Source organism: Ruegeria sp. AG6, assembly GCF_056541565.1.
In genome coordinates this window covers 1,433,138-1,449,010 of the sequence record NZ_JBQFYQ010000001.1, presented here as the reverse complement: position 1 = coordinate 1,449,010, position 15,873 = coordinate 1,433,138, and the positions used below count along the sequence as shown (strand labels likewise).

General features: G+C 58.3%; 13 protein-coding genes and 1 tRNA gene. 6 read left to right on the top strand and 8 right to left on the bottom strand.

Annotated elements, in window-relative coordinates; translation table 11 throughout:
• Positions 1–23: 23 nt before the first annotated feature.
• From ACR0I0_RS07265 to ACR0I0_RS07235, 7 genes are all read right to left on the bottom strand, one after another.
• On the bottom strand, positions 24–1,169 hold the full coding sequence (locus ACR0I0_RS07265; protein ID WP_480490729.1) for an iron-containing alcohol dehydrogenase: 1,146 nt from the start codon (positions 1,167–1,169) through the stop codon (positions 24–26).
• Positions 1,170–1,236: 67 nt separating this feature from the next.
• Positions 1,237–2,619 carry an aldehyde dehydrogenase family protein gene (locus tag ACR0I0_RS07260; protein WP_480490727.1) on the bottom strand — a complete coding sequence of 461 codons (1,383 nt, stop codon included), beginning with the start codon at positions 2,617–2,619 and terminating at the stop codon, positions 1,237–1,239.
• Between the two features lie 94 nt (positions 2,620–2,713).
• Entirely contained in the window at positions 2,714–4,066 is a 1,353-nt protein-coding gene (locus ACR0I0_RS07255; protein WP_171205338.1) for a glutamine synthetase family protein, read from the bottom strand.
• Positions 4,067–4,156: 90 nt separating this feature from the next.
• Positions 4,157–5,188 carry a TRAP transporter substrate-binding protein gene (locus tag ACR0I0_RS07250; RefSeq protein ID WP_170343589.1) on the bottom strand — a complete coding sequence of 344 codons (1,032 nt, stop codon included), beginning with the start codon at positions 5,186–5,188 and terminating at the stop codon, positions 4,157–4,159.
• Between the two features lie 67 nt (positions 5,189–5,255).
• On the bottom strand, positions 5,256–6,581 hold the full coding sequence (locus ACR0I0_RS07245) for a TRAP transporter large permease (protein WP_171114700.1): 1,326 nt from the start codon (positions 6,579–6,581) through the stop codon (positions 5,256–5,258).
• On the bottom strand, positions 6,581–7,099 hold the full coding sequence (locus tag ACR0I0_RS07240) for a TRAP transporter small permease subunit (RefSeq protein ID WP_152458809.1): 519 nt from the start codon (positions 7,097–7,099) through the stop codon (positions 6,581–6,583). The genes ACR0I0_RS07245 and ACR0I0_RS07240 overlap by 1 nt, the downstream gene beginning before the upstream one ends.
• A gap of 16 nt (positions 7,100–7,115) precedes the next feature.
• Entirely contained in the window at positions 7,116–7,877 is a 762-nt protein-coding gene (locus ACR0I0_RS07235) for an N-formylglutamate amidohydrolase (protein ID WP_480490724.1), read from the bottom strand.
• 127 nt (positions 7,878–8,004) lie between these two features.
• Here ACR0I0_RS07235 and ACR0I0_RS07230 point away from each other — a divergent pair, with 127 nt between their 5' ends.
• From ACR0I0_RS07230 to ACR0I0_RS07205, 6 genes are all read left to right on the top strand, one after another.
• Positions 8,005–8,877, top strand: a complete 873-nt coding sequence (locus tag ACR0I0_RS07230) for a MurR/RpiR family transcriptional regulator (RefSeq protein ID WP_171630773.1) — start codon at positions 8,005–8,007, stop codon at positions 8,875–8,877.
• Positions 8,878–8,970: 93 nt separating this feature from the next.
• A tRNA-Gly gene (locus ACR0I0_RS07225) sits at positions 8,971–9,044 on the top strand.
• Between the two features lie 129 nt (positions 9,045–9,173).
• Positions 9,174–10,994, top strand: coding sequence for an ABC transporter transmembrane domain-containing protein (locus tag ACR0I0_RS07220; protein WP_480490722.1), 1,821 nt, complete (start codon positions 9,174–9,176; stop codon positions 10,992–10,994).
• A 160-nt stretch (positions 10,995–11,154) separates the two neighbouring features.
• Complete coding sequence (locus ACR0I0_RS07215; protein ID WP_480490721.1) at positions 11,155–13,044, top strand: acyl-CoA synthetase; 1,890 nt, start codon at positions 11,155–11,157, stop codon at positions 13,042–13,044.
• Between the two features lie 12 nt (positions 13,045–13,056).
• Positions 13,057–13,980 (top strand): alpha/beta hydrolase, encoded by a 924-nt coding sequence (locus ACR0I0_RS07210; RefSeq protein ID WP_480490719.1) that lies wholly within the window; start codon positions 13,057–13,059, stop codon positions 13,978–13,980.
• Between the two features lie 98 nt (positions 13,981–14,078).
• Positions 14,079–14,882: a class I SAM-dependent methyltransferase gene (locus ACR0I0_RS07205; RefSeq protein WP_171722848.1), complete on the top strand. Its 804-nt coding sequence runs from the start codon at positions 14,079–14,081 to the stop codon at positions 14,880–14,882.
• 23 nt (positions 14,883–14,905) lie between these two features.
• Here ACR0I0_RS07205 and ACR0I0_RS07200 read toward each other — a convergent pair whose 3' ends face one another.
• Positions 14,906–15,742, bottom strand: a complete 837-nt coding sequence (locus ACR0I0_RS07200; RefSeq protein ID WP_480490716.1) for an alkaline phosphatase family protein — start codon at positions 15,740–15,742, stop codon at positions 14,906–14,908.
• Positions 15,743–15,873: the final 131 nt, after the last annotated feature.

Genomic DNA, 15,873 nt, shown 5'->3' with positions numbered 1-15,873 from the left:
GTTTCGCCGGGCCCTTTGGTTTCTTAAAGCGCTGCTTTGAACAGCTGCGTCAGGTTGTCTTTCGTCAACTCAATCGGGTTGCCGCCGCATGACGGATCGATGATCGCCCCTTCGACAAGCTCTGGGATAGAAGCTTCGGTCACACCCAATTCGGACAATGTGCGGGGGATGCCAAGGCTGTCGTTGAAATTCTGCACGAAGGCGCGGAAACCATCGAAGCCGCCGTCGATGCCCAGATATGCCGCAGCTTGCTGGAACCGGTCTGCAATGGCCGGGGCGTTGAAGTCCAGCACCGCGGGCATGCAGACGGCGTTCGTGGTGCCGTGATGGGTGTTGAATACCGCACCTATTGGGTGGCTCATCGCGTGGATCGCGCCAAGGCCCTTCTGGAAAGCCGTTGCGCCCATGGCAGCGGCGCTCATCATCTGGGCGCGGGCCTCGATATCGGTGCCGTCTGCATAGGCACGGGGCAAATACTCCTTCACCAGTCGCATACCCTCCAGCGCGATGCCCTGGCTCATCGGGTGATAATGCGGGCTCGAGAAGGCTTCGACACAATGCGCGAAGGCGTCCAGGCCAGTTCCTGCCGTGATGAACTTGGGCATCCCGACGGTCAGCTCCGGGTCGCAAATCACCACGGTCGGCAGAACCTTGGGATGAAAGATGATTTTCTTGGCATGGGTCTCGGAATTGGTGATGACGCTCGCGCGGCCCACTTCCGATCCTGTCCCTGCGGTGGTCGGAACGGCAATGATTGGCGCGATCACGTCGGCATCGGCTCGTGTCCACCAGTCGCCGATATCCTCGAAATCCCAAACGGGGCGCGTCTGACCGGCCATGAAGGCGACCATCTTGCCCAGATCCAGACCAGAGCCGCCGCCAAAGGCGATCACCCCGTCATGACCACCTGCGTTATAGGCCGCAACTCCGGCTTCAAGGTTCTTCTCATTCGGGTTGGGGTCCACATCGCTGAACAGGCCGCAGCCCAGTCCCGCGGCTTCCATGATGTCCAGTGTCGCGCTGGTGATGGGCAGATCGGCCAGCCCCTTGTCCGTGACCAGCAATGGTTTCTTCATTCCGGCGGCGGCGCAGGCTTCGGGCAATTCCCTGATGCGCCCGGCTCCGAATTTGATGGAGGTCGGATAGGACCAGTTTCCAACAAGTGTCATGTCAGGTTTCCTTTGCAAAATAAGGCCTGCTTCGGCGAGGGGGTGGGTCCGAAGCAGGCCGTCGTCCTTAGCCCGTTACCTTTTTGAGGTGGTAGGATTTGGGACGTGTCAGGTTGTGATATCCGATGACGGACAAACCGCCGCCGCGCCCGGTATTCTTGCAGCCCGTCCAGCACAGGCCGGGGTCCAGATAATCGGCGCGGTTCATGAACACGGTCCCGGTTTCGATCCGGTCACCTACCCGCGCTGCACGATCCACATCGCGGGTCCACAGGCTGGCAGTCAGGCCAAACTCACTGTCATTCATCAAGGCGATGGCCTCCTCATCCGAGAACACTTTCATGATGCTCACCACGGGCCCAAAGCTTTCGTCCCGCATCACGCGCATGTCATGTGTGACATTGGTCAGGATTTGCGGTGTCAGGTACGCGCCACCGTCGTCTTCAGCGAAGGTGTCGATATGCGCAACCGCACCGGCTGCAACCGCCTCGGCGATCTGGGCTCGCACCTCATCGGCAAACCGCACATTGGCCATCGGGCCAATCGTCGTCTCGGCATCCAGCGGATTGCCCAGCTTGTAACCCTTCACAATGTCCACTGCCTTGGCGACGAAGTCATCATAAAGGCTCTCGTGAACATAGATCCGCTCGATTCCGCAACAACACTGGCCCGAATTGAACATCGCACCGTCAATCAGCGTGTCGACCGCGGCATTCAGGTCGGCGTCGTCCATGACATAGCCGGGATCCTTGCCGCCCAGCTCGGTGCCGACGCCGGTAAACGTGCCCGCCGCGGCACGTTCCATCGCCTGACCGCCGCCGACTGATCCGGTGAAGTTCACGAAGTCAAATGCGTTGCCCGCGATCAGGTCGTTGGTCACGTCATGGCTTAGGAACACATTCTGGAACACGTCCTCGGGCACACCTGCCGAATGGAATGCCTTCGCCATACGCTCGCCCACCAGCAACGTCTGTGTCGCGTGTTTCAGGACGACCGTATTGCCCGCGATCAGCGCCGGTGCGACCGTGTTGATCGCCGTCATATAGGGATAGTTCCAGGGCGCCACCACAAAGACCACCCCATGAGGAATGCGCTTGATGTAGCGTTTGAACGTTTCGTCTTCGCCGACGGCGATATCTGCCATGGACGTCTCGGCAATCTCCGCCATATGGCTAGCGCGTTCGTTGAATCCACCGAACTCGCCGCCATAACGCACCGGGCGTCCCATCATATGGGCCAGTTCCGGCACGATCTCATCGTTCATGGCGCCAACGGCGGCCACACCCGCCATCACAAGATCGATCCGCTCCTGCAACGGACGGGCTGCCCATTCCGCCTGAGCAGCCCGAGCACGCGCCGCGGCCCCGAACGCGGCCTCTCGCGACAACACTTCACGTTCGGCAAAAACCGATCCGTCGATCGGCGAGACACATTTCAACATCTGCCCCATTTTCACTCCATTTCCGAAAGAAACAGGATCCCTGCTTCATCTGGCCCAAAATATCCCGGGGGTCTGGGGGCAGAGCCCCCAGCGTGACCCGACCTCACGCCCGCTCGAACCCGCGGGCAATTTCCCAATCCGTGACCACGCGTTCGAACTCCTCGATCTCGACCTCTGCGGCACGGGTATAGTGGTCGACGACGTCATCGCCCATGGCCGCGCGCAACATGACCGATCCGTGCAGCGCATCCCGCGCCGCACGAAGGTTGCCCGGGATCATGGCAGTCTCACCCTGATAAACGTCGCCCTTGGTCGGCGGTTGCAGATCCAGCCCTTCCTCGATGCCCGCGATCCCTGCCGCCAGCATGCCAGCCATCGCCAGATAGGGGTTCATATCTGAGCCCGGAATTCGGCACTCGACGCGTACGGCCTTGGTGCCGTCACCGCACAGGCGGAACCCGGCGGTGCGGTTGTCCACAGACCAGATGATCCGCGTTGGCGCGAAGGTGCCTTTCATGAAGCGTTTGTAACTGTTGATGTAAGGTGCCATGAAATAAGTGTAATCAGGGGCATATTTCAGCAGCCCAGCCATATAGCTTTTCATCAGCGCCGACATGCCCAGATCGTCCCCGGCGTCATAGAAGGCAGGCTGTCCATCCGCCCACAGTGACTGGTGCACGTGGGACGAGCTGCCGACTTTCTCATGGTGCCATTTCGGCAGGAACGTCGCTGCGTGACCATGTTGCCACGCGATCTCTTTCACAGCGTTCTTGGCGATCGAATGATACTCGGCCGTTTCCATCGCGGGCGCGTATTTGATGTTCAGCTCTTCCTGTCCGGTCTCGGCCTCACCTTTGGAGTTCTCAACCGGAATGCCCGCATCCCACAGATGGTTGCGGATCGGACGCATCACATGCTCTTCCTTGGTGGTCTGAAGGATGTGATAGTCTTCGTTATAGCCCGAGATCGGCTCCAGATCCCGGAATCCTTCCTTGCGGATCTGGTCAAAGCTTTTCTCGAACAGGAAAAACTCAAGCTCGGTCGCCGTCATGGCGTCATAACCCATGGCTTTCAAACGGCTGACCTGTTTTTTCAGGATTGAACGCGGCGCGTGCGGCACTTCCTCGTGCGTGTGATGATCCAGCACGTCACACATCACCATCACCGTGCCTTCAAGCCACGGCACCGGGCGCAGGGTGCTGAGGTCCGGTTTCATGACATAATCGCCATAGCCCCGTTCCCAACTGGTCGAGGCGTAGCCATCGGGTGTCGCCATCTCCAGATCGGTGGCCAGAAGGTAGTTGCAGCAATGGGTCTCTTCCCATGCGCCAGCCACGAAATGGCCCGCGTGAAAACGCTTGCCCATCAACCGGCCCTGCATGTCCACCATGCAGACCAAAACCGTATCAACCGAACCTTCGGATACCTGCGTTTTCAGATGTTCGAACGTGAGCATGTGCCACCTTTGTCTTTGCCGAAATCCTTCATCGGCCTTTCGTTCTTTCAGACCCGCCCCCACGCAAGGGGCGGGTCGTTTGGCCAATTCTTAGCCGTAGCGGTAGGGCCGTCCAGCCTTGAGCATGTCGGCGTTGTACTGTTTGAAGATTTCAACAACCTTCGCCTTGGTTTCGGATTCGGCTGCGATCTCGTCCCAGAAGGCAACGGCCGCGGCTTCGACGGTTGCCCATTCTTCGTCCGGAATCGACGTCAGCTGCATCTTGTCTCCGTTGACGCGCAGGCTGGCTTCGCCGCCCCAGTACCACCACTGACGATAATAGTGTGACTGATCGGTGCAGACGCGGAACAGGGTCTGCAAATCTTCGGGCAGCTCGTTCCAGCGGTCCATGTTGGCAAAGAACGAACCGGCCCAGGCGCCCGAGATGTTGTTAGTCAGGAAGTAGTTGGTCACATCCGCCCAGCCGACAGTGTAGTCTTCGGTAATGCCGGACCACGCGATGCCGTCCAGCTCTCCGGTTTGAACCGCGACTTCGATGTCTTCCCAGGGCAGGGTGACCGGCACAACGCCGAACTGAGACAGGAAGCGGCCCGCGGTCGGGAAGGTAAACACACGTTTGCCCTGAAGGTCTGCCAGGCTGTTGATCGGGTCCTTCGTTGCAAAGTGGCACGGGTCCCAGGCACCGGCCGAGATGTGCTTGACGCCGACTTTCGAGTATTCCTCGTCCCAGATCTCGTTCAGCCCGTACTGGTTGAACAGAACCGGCACGTCCAGCGAGTAGCGCGAGGCAAAGGGGAAATAGCCGCCGAACACGGTGACCTCGGTGGGCGACGCCATCGAGTCATCATCCGACTGCACGGCATCAATCGTGCCGCGCTGCATGGCACGGAACAGCTCGCCCGTCGGAACCAGCTGGTCGGCATAGAACAGCTCGATCTGCATCCGGTCTCCGGCGATCGTGTTGAACATCTTGATGGCCGGGTCGATCACGTGTTCGGCCAGCGCCGGGCCGGCATAGGTCTGCATCCGCCATCTGATGGTCGATTGCGCCAGTGCAGGCGTCGCCAGAGCAGCGGCGGGAGCGGCCGCAGCACCTTTCAGAAATGTACGTCTGTTCGTCATTCTCTCTCTCCGTTGGTCAGTTTCGATTGTGCGGGGATTGCCCGCGAAGCCCCGGTTTGATCCGGGATCATTTGTTGTAGATGTATTCAGGCAGCCACAGCGCGATCTGCGGGAATGTCATGATGATCGCCAGCGCCAGCGTCATCACCATCACGAAGGGCAGGATCGAACCGTAGATGTCGCGCAGCGATATCTCTGGCGGCGCCATCGCGCGCATCAGGAACAGGTTGTAGCCGAAGGGTGGCGTCATATAGGCGATCTGGGTGGTGATCGTGTACAGAACCCCATACCAGATCAGGTCGAACCCCAATGCACCCACGAGCGGCACGTACAAAGGCGCGACGATCACCAACATGGCCGTATCGTCCAGAAACGTGCCCATCAGAATAAAGCTGAGCTGCATCAAGATCAGGATCACCCACGGGTTGAGGCCCAGCCGCTCGGTAAACAGGTTCTCGATTGCCCGAACGGCGCCCAAACCGTCGAAAACAGCGCCAAAGGCAAGCGCAGCCAGGATGATCCACATGAACATACAGGTGATGCCCAGCGTTGACCGTACAGACGTCTCGAAAACCTCACGTGTCATACGGCCCTTGAGGATGGCTGCGGCGAACGCCGTCAACGCACCGATGGCCGAGCTTTCAACCAGCGAGGTCCAGCCGTTGACGAAGGGCACCATCATCGCGGCAAAAATACCCAAGGGCAGAAGGCCTGCGCGCAACAGGCGCAGTTTCTCTGTCATGGGCACGTCGCGCTCCTCGGCTGACAAGGCGGGCCCTAACGCCGGGTTGATGCGGCAGCGGATCACGATGTAAAGGATGAACATTGCGGCCATCATTAGCCCGGGAAGCAGCCCTGCAAGCCAGAGCTGCCCGACAGGCTGGCGCGCGATCATCGCGTAAAGAACCAGCACGACGGAGGGTGGCACAAGGATACCCAATGACGATCCGGCTTGTATTACCCCGGTCACCATTTTCTTGTCATAGCCGCGTTTCAGCAGTTCCGGCAGCGCAATGGTCGCGCCGATGGCCATGCCTGCGACACTCAGCCCGTTCATGGCCGAGATCAGCACCATAAGACCGATCGTGCCAATCGCGAGCCCACCGTTCAGGCCGCCCATCCAGACGTGGAACATCTTGTACAGATCGTCTGCAATTTTGGATTCGGCCAGAACATAGCCCATGAAGATGAACATCGGCAGGGTCAGCAGCGGGTACCATTTCATCAGCTTCATGGCGGCCGAAAAGCCAATGTCATAGCCGCCGCGATCCCCCCACAGAAACAGGGCGGCCATCACGGCGACAAATCCAATCGCGCCAAAAACGCGCTGCCCGGTCAGCAGCATCAACATCATGGTCGAAAACATCAGGATGGCGATCAATTCGTAAGACATCAGATCACCTCGCGCGGGATGTCATCGCCCCTGAGGCGCAGAATATCTTTGAACAGTTCCGAGATCGCCTGAAGCAACATCAGGAACAGACCCACGACCATGATGACCTTGATTGGCCACAGATATGGACGCCACGCGGTCGGGCTGCGTTCGCCATATTGCAGCGAATAGCTCAGAGAGTCGTATCCGCCGTAGATCATCACGCCCAGGTAGATGATTAGAAAAAGGACGGTGATCGCATCCGTCCACGCGCGACGACGGTCGGACCATTCGCCGTACAGAAGGTCCATGCGGACGTTGGACCCCATCTGGATCGAATAGGGGCCGCCCAGAATGTAATAGGCGACCATTGCGAACTGGGCCATTTCCAGGGTCCAAAGCGATGGCAGGAAAAAGGTTTTTGAAATCGAGGACCAGAGCAGAATGCCCATCATGACGAAGATGCCGTACATGACGAAGCGTCCGATCCAGCGGTTCGTGCGGTCAATGACCGCCACATATCCCCGCATGAAATTCATCCCGATACCTCTGCTCTCATGGTTTCGCCTCTGCGTGCGATAAGTCTTGGATGACCGATTGCAGAATTGGCGTCAGCAATCCCGCAATGCGGTTCACGCCGTCTACTGTGTCGATCAGATCGTTTCGAACTTCGATCATGACATTTGGAAGCCCGCGCCGGACCGCGTGTTCGCGCAACGTGTGCGTGACGCCATCCGTGGCCGAGTAAGGTTCGTTCAAAGCCACGCGCAATCCCGAGCTTTCCGCGTGGCTCAGCATCAGCTGCGCGGCGCGGTCGTCTTCGTCATGAAGAATCCCCAGCTCTACCGTTCGGGGGGTTCCCTTGTAGACGGGCGTGAAACTGTGGATCGTGATGACAACCGGAGGTTTGGGCCGTTCGTCCAAAGTGGATGAAACCAGTGTTTTGAAAGGTTCATACACGTCGCGAACCCGCTGGGCGCGCTGAGCATCTGTCAGGTTCATGTTTCCGGGAATGGAAAACACTTCGCTGACCTGCGGCATGGCATCGTCGCGTTCGGGCGGGCGGTTGCAGTCATAAACAAGGCGACTGACGCGCGAGTGGACCAGCGGCGCATCCAAAGCGCCCATCAGCTCCACCGACAGGTCCAGCGCGCCGATGTCCCAGGCCGCGTGTGAGCTGGCCGCCGCCTCATCCAGCCCCAATCCATCCAGCGCGGCCGGAATAAACCGGCTTGCATGTTCGCATATCAGCACGGCAGGCGCGCAACCGTGCGCATTGAGCACGCGGGCTGCCGGGGCTTCGGTCGGCAAAAGCAATGATGACTCGGTCTCGTGACACATAGGTAGCATTTGTTACAGCAACTTCTCACCTGTCAAGAAAATTTCTGTAGACAAAATTTCAAACGAACATATTCTGTAACAAATTCAAGAAACGAGGGCGCCGATGGCCACCGTTGCCAAACTTGTCAAACAGCGGATTCAGGATGAACTGGACGATCTGACACGGTCTGAACGTCAATTGGCCTCGGTCCTGTTGCAGGATTATCCCATGGCCGGTTTGCAATCGATCACCAAGCTGGCCGCTGCGGCGCAGGTTTCGACCCCGACCGTCATTCGCATGGCGCGCAAGCTTGGGTTTGACGGGTTCCCCGACTTGCAGGATGCGCTGCGCGAAGAGGTTGCGGCGCAGATCAAAAAGCCGATCTCGAAACGGGACGCCTGGGTTGTGGATGATGAGGCAGAACATCCGACAACGCGCTTTGCCCAGGCCGTATGGACCAACATGCGCCACACGCTGGAACGTTTGGACAAAGAGATGTTCGATGCCGTCGCGCGTCTTTTGGCCGAGACAGAGCGCCATCTTTATGTCGTTGGTGGCCGCATCACACGGTCAAATGCGGATTATCTGTTCAATCACATGCAGATCATCCGGCCCAACGTGACGATGCTGGGCAATTCGGCGAATGTCTGGCCGCAATACCTTTTGGATATGGATAAATCATCCGTTCTGGTGATCTTCGACATCCGCCGCTACGAGGCGCATCTGGAGAAGCTGGCACAGGTTGCCTCGGGCCGCGGCGTCACCGTTGTTCTGTTTACGGACCAATGGGGATCGCCGATCGGAAAGACCGCCAATTATTCCTTCCACGCATTGGTCGAGGCGCCATCCAGTTGGGATTCGACCATTGCCTTGCAGTTGATCTCGGAAACGCTGATTGCCGAAGTGCAGGAGGCGCGTTGGGAAGAAAGCAAGGAGCGGATCGAAGAACTGGAGCGGTTCTTTTCCTCGACCCGGATATTTCGCAATCAGGACTGACGGGCCGAGCCGTGTCGGAAAAATTGCGCCACTAAATTTGCCACTTCCGGCTTGACGATCCCGAAAGCATGACTTAACCAGCGCAAACCATTTGCGGGTATAGCTTAATGGTAAAGCCCCTGCCTTCCAAGCAGGCTATGTCGGTTCGATTCCGTCTACCCGCTCCACGCCTTCCCTGAAATTCTGCGTCAAATGGCCCTTTCGACCTGCCGATTGCGGTTGTGATGCTTGACCATACCTGCCGCTACCTCCAAGAAAGCGGTCACTCAGTACGGTTCAGGACACAAGGGCCAGACATGGCAAGACAAGCCGCCAGCAAGCCAACGCATACCACCGCGCCCGGAGCTTCCGAGGAACGCGCCCGTTCAAAGAAGATTGGGGTTCTGGCCTCGCTTTGGCCGTTCATGAAACCCTACAAATTCCTGATGATCGGCGCGACGCTGGCGTTGATTCTGACGGCCAGCATGACCCTCACGCTGCCATTGGCGGTGCGGCGCGTGGTCGACAATTTCCGAATTCAGGATGGAGAGCTTCTGGATTGGTATTTTCTGGCCGCGCTGGTCATCGCTGCCGTTCTGGCCGTGGGCACCGGTATTCGGTATGCGCTTGTGACCCGTCTGGGCGAACGGGTGGTGGCCGATATCCGCAAGGCGGTGTTTGATCGGGTCATCGGTATGAGCCCGGAATTCTATGAGCGAATCATGACCGGAGAGGTGCTAAGCCGGATCACCACTGACACGACGCTGATCCAATCTGTTCTCGGCTCGTCCGTGTCCATTGCCCTGCGAAACATGCTGATGTTCATTGGCGGACTGGTTCTGATGCTGCTGACATCCGCCAAGCTGACCGGGCTGGTGTTGTTGCTGATCCCAGTGGTCATCGTGCCGATCCTTGTACTTGGTCGCCGTCTGCGCGTGATCAGCCGCGAGAATCAGGACTGGATCGCGGCGTCCTCGGGCAATGCGGGCGAGGCGCTGGGGGCGGTACAGACCGTGCAGGCCTTTACCCATGAACAGGCCAGCCGGAGGCAATTCGGCGAGATGACGGAAACCTCGTACAGAGTTTCTCTGCGCCGTATTCAAACCCGCGCGGTGCTGACCGTCATCGTAATTTTTCTGGTCTTTTCCGGCATTGTCGGCGTTCTGTGGATGGGTGCCAATGACGTACGCAATGGCGTGATGACCGAAGGTGTTCTGATCCAGTTCGTCATCTATTCGATCATCATGGCGGGTTCGGTCGCCGCCCTGTCCGAAATCTGGAGCGAACTTCAGCGTGCCGCGGGGGCCACCGAACGTCTGGTCGAGCTACTGCATGCAGAAGATACCGTGACCGACCCTGCCAATCCCAAAGCGCTTCCCAAGAACATTCAGGGCGAAATCCGGTTTGAAGATGTCAGCTTCCGCTATCCCGCGCGGCCCGATACGGTTGCACTGGATCATCTGTCGCTTCTGGTGAAACCTGGCGAGACGGTCGCATTCGTCGGGCCATCCGGGGCGGGAAAAACAACCGTGATCCAACTGATCCAACGGTTCTATGATCCGAACTCGGGCCGCGTGACGCTGGACGGTCTTGATCTGCGCGACATCAACCGGTCTGATTTCCGCCGCCACATGGCTCTGGTGCCTCAGGATCCTGTGATCTTTGCCGCATCCGCGCGGGAAAACATCCGCTTTGGCCGTCTGGACGCCTCGGATGCAGAAGTTGAGGCCGCCGCGCGGGCCGCTGCCGCGCATGATTTTATCGCGGCTTTGCCGCAAGGATATGACAGCTTTGTCGGCGAACGCGGTGTCATGCTGTCTGGGGGGCAGAAGCAGCGTATTGCCATTGCCCGCGCAATCCTGCGCGACGCGCCGGTTCTACTGCTGGACGAGGCGACTTCGGCGCTGGATGCGGAAAGCGAACGCGCAGTGCAGGGCGCGGTGGACAAGATGCGCGCCGGCCGCACGACCCTAATCGTCGCGCACAGATTGGCGACGGTTAAGAAAGCCGACCGCATCGTCGTGCTGGAGGAAGGCCGCATCGTGGCACAAGGCCGCCATGAGGATCTGGTGTCTCAGGACGGGCTGTATGCACGCCTTGCCCGGTTGCAGTTCACCGATGGTGTCGCCGCAGAATAAGAGTGACGCTCCGGCACTTGCGAATTCGCCGTAGCGTCATTCTACATTTTACTCCCCTTGAAGGCTAAGGCCTCGCTTGCGCGAGGTTCGTTTTGCTTCCATCTTGGTTGCGAACAACAAGCCCGCGCAAAACGCGGGAGAATAATACGGGAGGAACCACATGGCCTTTGTGGGTTTGGAAGACAAGAAGCGCATGGAACAGGAAATGCCGTGGGAGGATCGGGATTTGCCTGTCACCTTCCACCAGCTTTTGTCGCGCACCGCAGGGAAGTTCCCCAACCACAATGCCATGAGCTTCCAACTGTTCTCGGGCCCGACGGACAAGGCCGAGACCCTGACCTGGTCGCAACTTCTGGCTCAGGTCAACCAGGCGGCGAACCTGTTCCGCTCGCTGGGTGTGGGTGAAAAGGACGTGGTCGCCTATGTGCTGCCCAACTGCAACGAGACACTGGTCACGATGATGGGCGGCGCGGTTGCGGGGATCGTGAACCCGATCAACCCCTTGCTTGAACCGGAACAGATTGCCGCGATCCTGCGCGAGACCGGTGCCAAGGTCGTGGTGACGCTGAAATCTTTTCCGAAAACAGATGTCGCGCAGAAGGTCGAAGAGGCGGTGCGCCACGCACCCAAGGTCAATACCATTCTGGAAATCGACCTGAATCGGTATCTGACCCCGCCCAAATCATGGCTGGTGCCGTTCCTGCGCCCCAAGATGGGCGACAAGGAAAAGCTTGCCCATGCGGATTACAAGAACTTCCACATGGAACTGGCCAAGCAACCGACGAAGCTGACGTTTGAAGACAGCAAGGAAGATCGTGTCGCCTGTTATTTCCATACCGGCGGTACCACGGGTATGCCGAAGGTGGCGCAGCACAAGTATTCCGGCCTGATCTACAACGGCTGGTTGGGGAACACGCTTCTGTTTGACGAAAACGACGTCATCATGTGCCCGCTGCCCATGTTCCACGTTTTTGCGGTGCATGTGATTGTGATGGCGGCCGTATCATCCGGTGCCCATGTGGTTTTCCCGACGCCACAGGGATATCGCGGCGACGGGGTGTTCGACAATTTCTGGAAGCTGATCGAGCGTTGGAAGGTGAGCTTCATCATCACCGTGCCAACCGCGATTTCAGCCAAGATGCAGCGCCCGGTCGATGCCGATATCTCAAGCGTAAAAACGGCCTTCTCGGGCTCGGCCCCGCTGCCCGTGGAACTGTTCCGCCGCTTTGAAGAAGCGACCGGCGTCACCATTGTCGAAGGGTACGGTCTGACAGAGGCCACGTGTCTGGTTTCGTGCAACCCGGTGGATGGTGAGAAAAAGATCGGATCGATCGGTATTCCGTTCCCCTATACAGACGTCAAGATCTTGCAGGATGGGCCAGATGGACCGACCGAGTGCGACACTGATCAAATCGGTGAGATCTGCATCTCGAACCCTGGTGTCTATGCGGGCAATACTTACACTGAGGCCGACAAGAACGTTAACCTGTATCACTTCGACAAGTACCTGCGCACGGGCGATCTGGGGCGCTTCGACGAAGATGGATATCTGTGGATCACCGGTCGCGCCAAGGACCTGATCATTCGTGGCGGTCACAACATCGACCCTGCCGAGATCGAAGAGGCTTTGCTGGGTCACGAGGCCGTTGCTTTTGCCGGTGCCATCGGCCAGCCGGATGCGCATTCCGGTGAAGTTCCCTGCGCCTTTGTCGAGCTGGTCGAGGGCGCGTCTGTCACCGAGAAAGAGCTGATGGATTACTGCAAGGTTCACGTGCATGAACGCGCAGCGCAACCCAAGCACATGACCATTCTGGATGAGCTGCCCAAAACGGCCGTTGGCAAGGTGTTCAAGCCTGATCTTCGGAAACAGGCCATCACTCGTATCTACAACGGTGCCCTCGAGGATGCCGGTTTGGCGGCGCGAGTAGTTTCTGTCATTGATGATAAGAAACGCGGCCTCGTCGCGCAGCTTGACGCGAACGGATCTTCGGAAGACGATGTTGCAAAAGTGCTGGGCGTATACACCCGGCCATGGGAGTGGTCTGAATAAGCCGGAGGGACAATGGACTATGAACGCCTGATCGACGAAGAAACCTGGGCGTTCATACGTCGCACGGCCGAAAGCTATCCCGATGACGCGGTCGAGCTGTCGATCGAGGATCAGCGCCGTGTCTATGACACCATGTGTCAGGACTTTCGCCAACCACGCCCGGCTGGCGTGGAAACTCAGGACCGGGCGGCCGATGGTGTTCCGGTTCGAATTTACTCTGCCGGGCAACCAACCCGAACCGTCATCTATTTTCATGGTGGCGGTTTCGTTGTTGGTGGTCTGGAAAGTCACGACGATGTTTGCGCTGAATTATGCGCCCAAACCGGGTATCGGGTCGTCGCCGTCGATTACCGGCTGTGCCCTGAAGATGTGCACCCGGCACAGTTTGACGACTGTTGGAGCGCTGCGAACTGGGTCGCAAACGAATTCGGAGACCCTTTGATTTTGGCCGGTGATAGCGCCGGTGGAAATCTGGCTGCTGCTGTATCCCACTACGCGCGCGGGCGTTTGGACGGGATTCTTGGGCAGGTTCTGATCTATCCGGGCCTCGGAGGGGACCGCAGTCAGGGGTCCTACCAGGAACATGCCCAGGCCCCCTTGCTGACGCTGGACGAAATCAGGTTCTATGAAACCATCCGATGCGCGGGCGATCCGCCCCAGGGCGATCCGACCTATGCGCCATTGCAGGACAGTGACTATTCAAACCTGCCACCGACCGTGGTTGTAACGGCTGATTGCGATCCGCTGCGTGACGACGGGCAAGTTTATTGCAGTCGGATCAATGCGGCGGGCGGGCAGGCCCACTGGATCAATGAATTCGGTCTTGTGCACGGATATCTGCGCGCACGAACTGCGGTGAAACGTGCGGCCGACAGTTTTGAGCGTATTTCGGTTGCGATAGAAGCGCTGGGGCAGGGGATCTGGTCCTACGACTGATGCAGTGAATTGAAGGCTCAGGTCCTTTTGGGGCCTGTATGCCGAAAACCGGCTGGCTGTGGTAAGCTCACTCAAATTTTCCGAGGAGATCTTACCTTATGGCCGACCCCTTTCAGAACGTCGATGCCGCAGGGCCTGAATTCATCAAGCTGTTTGCGGATTCGATGGACCAGCGGCAAGCGGACCCGACGATGGAACAGATCGTTGCCGCGTATCTGGGTCACCTGAACGTCACGGATGCATCGACGGTTGTTGAGGTTGGCGCCGGTGCAGGCGCCGTTACACGTCGCATCGCATCACACTGCCACCCGGCGAACGTCATAGGTTTCGAGCCTTCGCAAGGATTTGTCTCGGAAGCCAGCACTCGGGCCAAAGAGCATTCGAACCTGACTTTCAAGGTTGCCGACGGTGCCGCGCTTCCGCTGGAGGATGATGCCGTCGATGCGGTCATCATGCACACGGTGCTCACGCATGTAGAAGACCCCAAATCGTTGGTTGCCGAGGCCTTCAGAGTGCTGAAACCCGATGGGATCTTGATCGTCTGTGACGCTGATTTCTCAAAAGCGACCTTCAGTGCTTTTCCGAATGATCCACTGGATATGTGTGCAAAGGAATTTGTACGCGAGTTTGTGACCGATCCTTTTGTCGTCGCAAAACTCAGGTCAATGATTTCCGATGCCGGACTTTCCGTGCAACATTTCGACGTGCAGAGCAGAGTTGTCTCGACACCCGAGCAGATGTTGCCTTGGGTCGACCTGACCACCAAGCAAATGTACGAGCGGGGTGATATCGGAAAAGAACTGGCAGAGGGGCTCGTAGCCGAGCACGAAAGACGTGCTCGAAACGGGTCACTTTATGGATATCAGGTGTTTGCGACAGTGGTGGCTGCGAAGGCCGCATAAGTGACCCCGAAGCTGCGTGCGCATTACCGCAGAAACGGTTCGGCCTTCATTGTCTCAGCAATGGGGGCACCCATTCGGCTCAGGATGGTCGGGGCCAATTGCAACTGGCTTATGACGGTATCTGCGTCTGGCCCTTCGGCGTCGCCGAAATAGTACAGCGCCGTTTCCTGTTGCAGCGTGCCGCGCCCGCCGTGGTGCCCACGCTCGTCCTGGCCGTGATCCGCGGTGACGATCACTTCATATCCCAACTGGCGCCAGCGGGGGATGAAAGGGGCGAGCATTTCGTCGGCGACAAAGCAAGCGTGATCCATTTCTTCACAATCGTGGAAGAAACGGTGGCCCATACTGTCCAGCGTGCAGGTGTGCAGAATGCCATAGTCCAGCCCGAAACGCAGGCACAGATTGGTCAGAGTGGCATACAGGTCGACATCGGATGGCGTCATCTGGTTGGCTTTGCCATAGCCCGTCATGCTGTGAAAACGGCCATGGTTGATCGTCGCGCTTTCGGGTTCGTCATATTCGATGTCGCGGACGTAATCGAAGGGATGACGGTTGAAGAATTGCGACCAATAGCTGTGTGTGACCGCCCCGGTCACACCACCGGCTTCACGCACCTGGCTGAACACGTCCTTGTGGTTCAGCCGGAAGACGTTTCCATTTCCGGTGCAGCCATGCTCTTGCGGCGTCACGCCGGTGTGGATCGACGCATAGCAACTGGCCGATGTCGAGGGCAGCACGGCATGCAGTTTCCAGACGCGTGCTTCTCCGCTGTCGACCCAGCCTTCGAGATTGCCGAACAGGCGGCGAAAGTTGCGATAGGGGACACCGTCCAGAATGATAAGGAGTAGCTTGCGGTCCATGTCGAGGCCCTTTGAGAGACATTGCATTCCGGCGACCCTAAGAGATTTGACGTCCTCGGGCTGCCACTTTGCGCCCCCAATAGCAAAATCCCGACACCTGTCTTCACACAAGGTGCCGGGATTTCAAACCT

Excerpts from the sequence above, each read along its gene's own strand:
- ACR0I0_RS07265 (WP_480490729.1), bottom strand. The coding sequence starts at position 1,169 with ATGACACTTGTTGGAAACTGGTCCTATCCGACCTCCATCAAATTCGGA.
- ACR0I0_RS07260 (WP_480490727.1), bottom strand. The coding sequence starts at position 2,619 with ATGGGGCAGATGTTGAAATGTGTCTCGCCGATCGACGGATCGGTTTTT.
- ACR0I0_RS07255 (WP_171205338.1), bottom strand. The coding sequence starts at position 4,066 with ATGCTCACGTTCGAACATCTGAAAACGCAGGTATCCGAAGGTTCGGTT.
- ACR0I0_RS07250 (WP_170343589.1), bottom strand. The coding sequence starts at position 5,188 with ATGACGAACAGACGTACATTTCTGAAAGGTGCTGCGGCCGCTCCCGCC.
- ACR0I0_RS07245 (WP_171114700.1), bottom strand. The coding sequence starts at position 6,581 with ATGTCTTACGAATTGATCGCCATCCTGATGTTTTCGACCATGATGTTG.
- ACR0I0_RS07240 (WP_152458809.1), bottom strand. The coding sequence starts at position 7,099 with ATGAATTTCATGCGGGGATATGTGGCGGTCATTGACCGCACGAACCGC.
- ACR0I0_RS07230 (WP_171630773.1), top strand. The coding sequence starts at position 8,005 with ATGGCCACCGTTGCCAAACTTGTCAAACAGCGGATTCAGGATGAACTG.
- ACR0I0_RS07220 (WP_480490722.1), top strand. The coding sequence starts at position 9,174 with ATGGCAAGACAAGCCGCCAGCAAGCCAACGCATACCACCGCGCCCGGA.
- ACR0I0_RS07215 (WP_480490721.1), top strand. The coding sequence starts at position 11,155 with ATGGCCTTTGTGGGTTTGGAAGACAAGAAGCGCATGGAACAGGAAATG.
- ACR0I0_RS07210 (WP_480490719.1), top strand. The coding sequence starts at position 13,057 with ATGGACTATGAACGCCTGATCGACGAAGAAACCTGGGCGTTCATACGT.
- ACR0I0_RS07205 (WP_171722848.1), top strand. The coding sequence starts at position 14,079 with ATGGCCGACCCCTTTCAGAACGTCGATGCCGCAGGGCCTGAATTCATC.
- ACR0I0_RS07200 (WP_480490716.1), bottom strand. The coding sequence starts at position 15,742 with ATGGACCGCAAGCTACTCCTTATCATTCTGGACGGTGTCCCCTATCGC.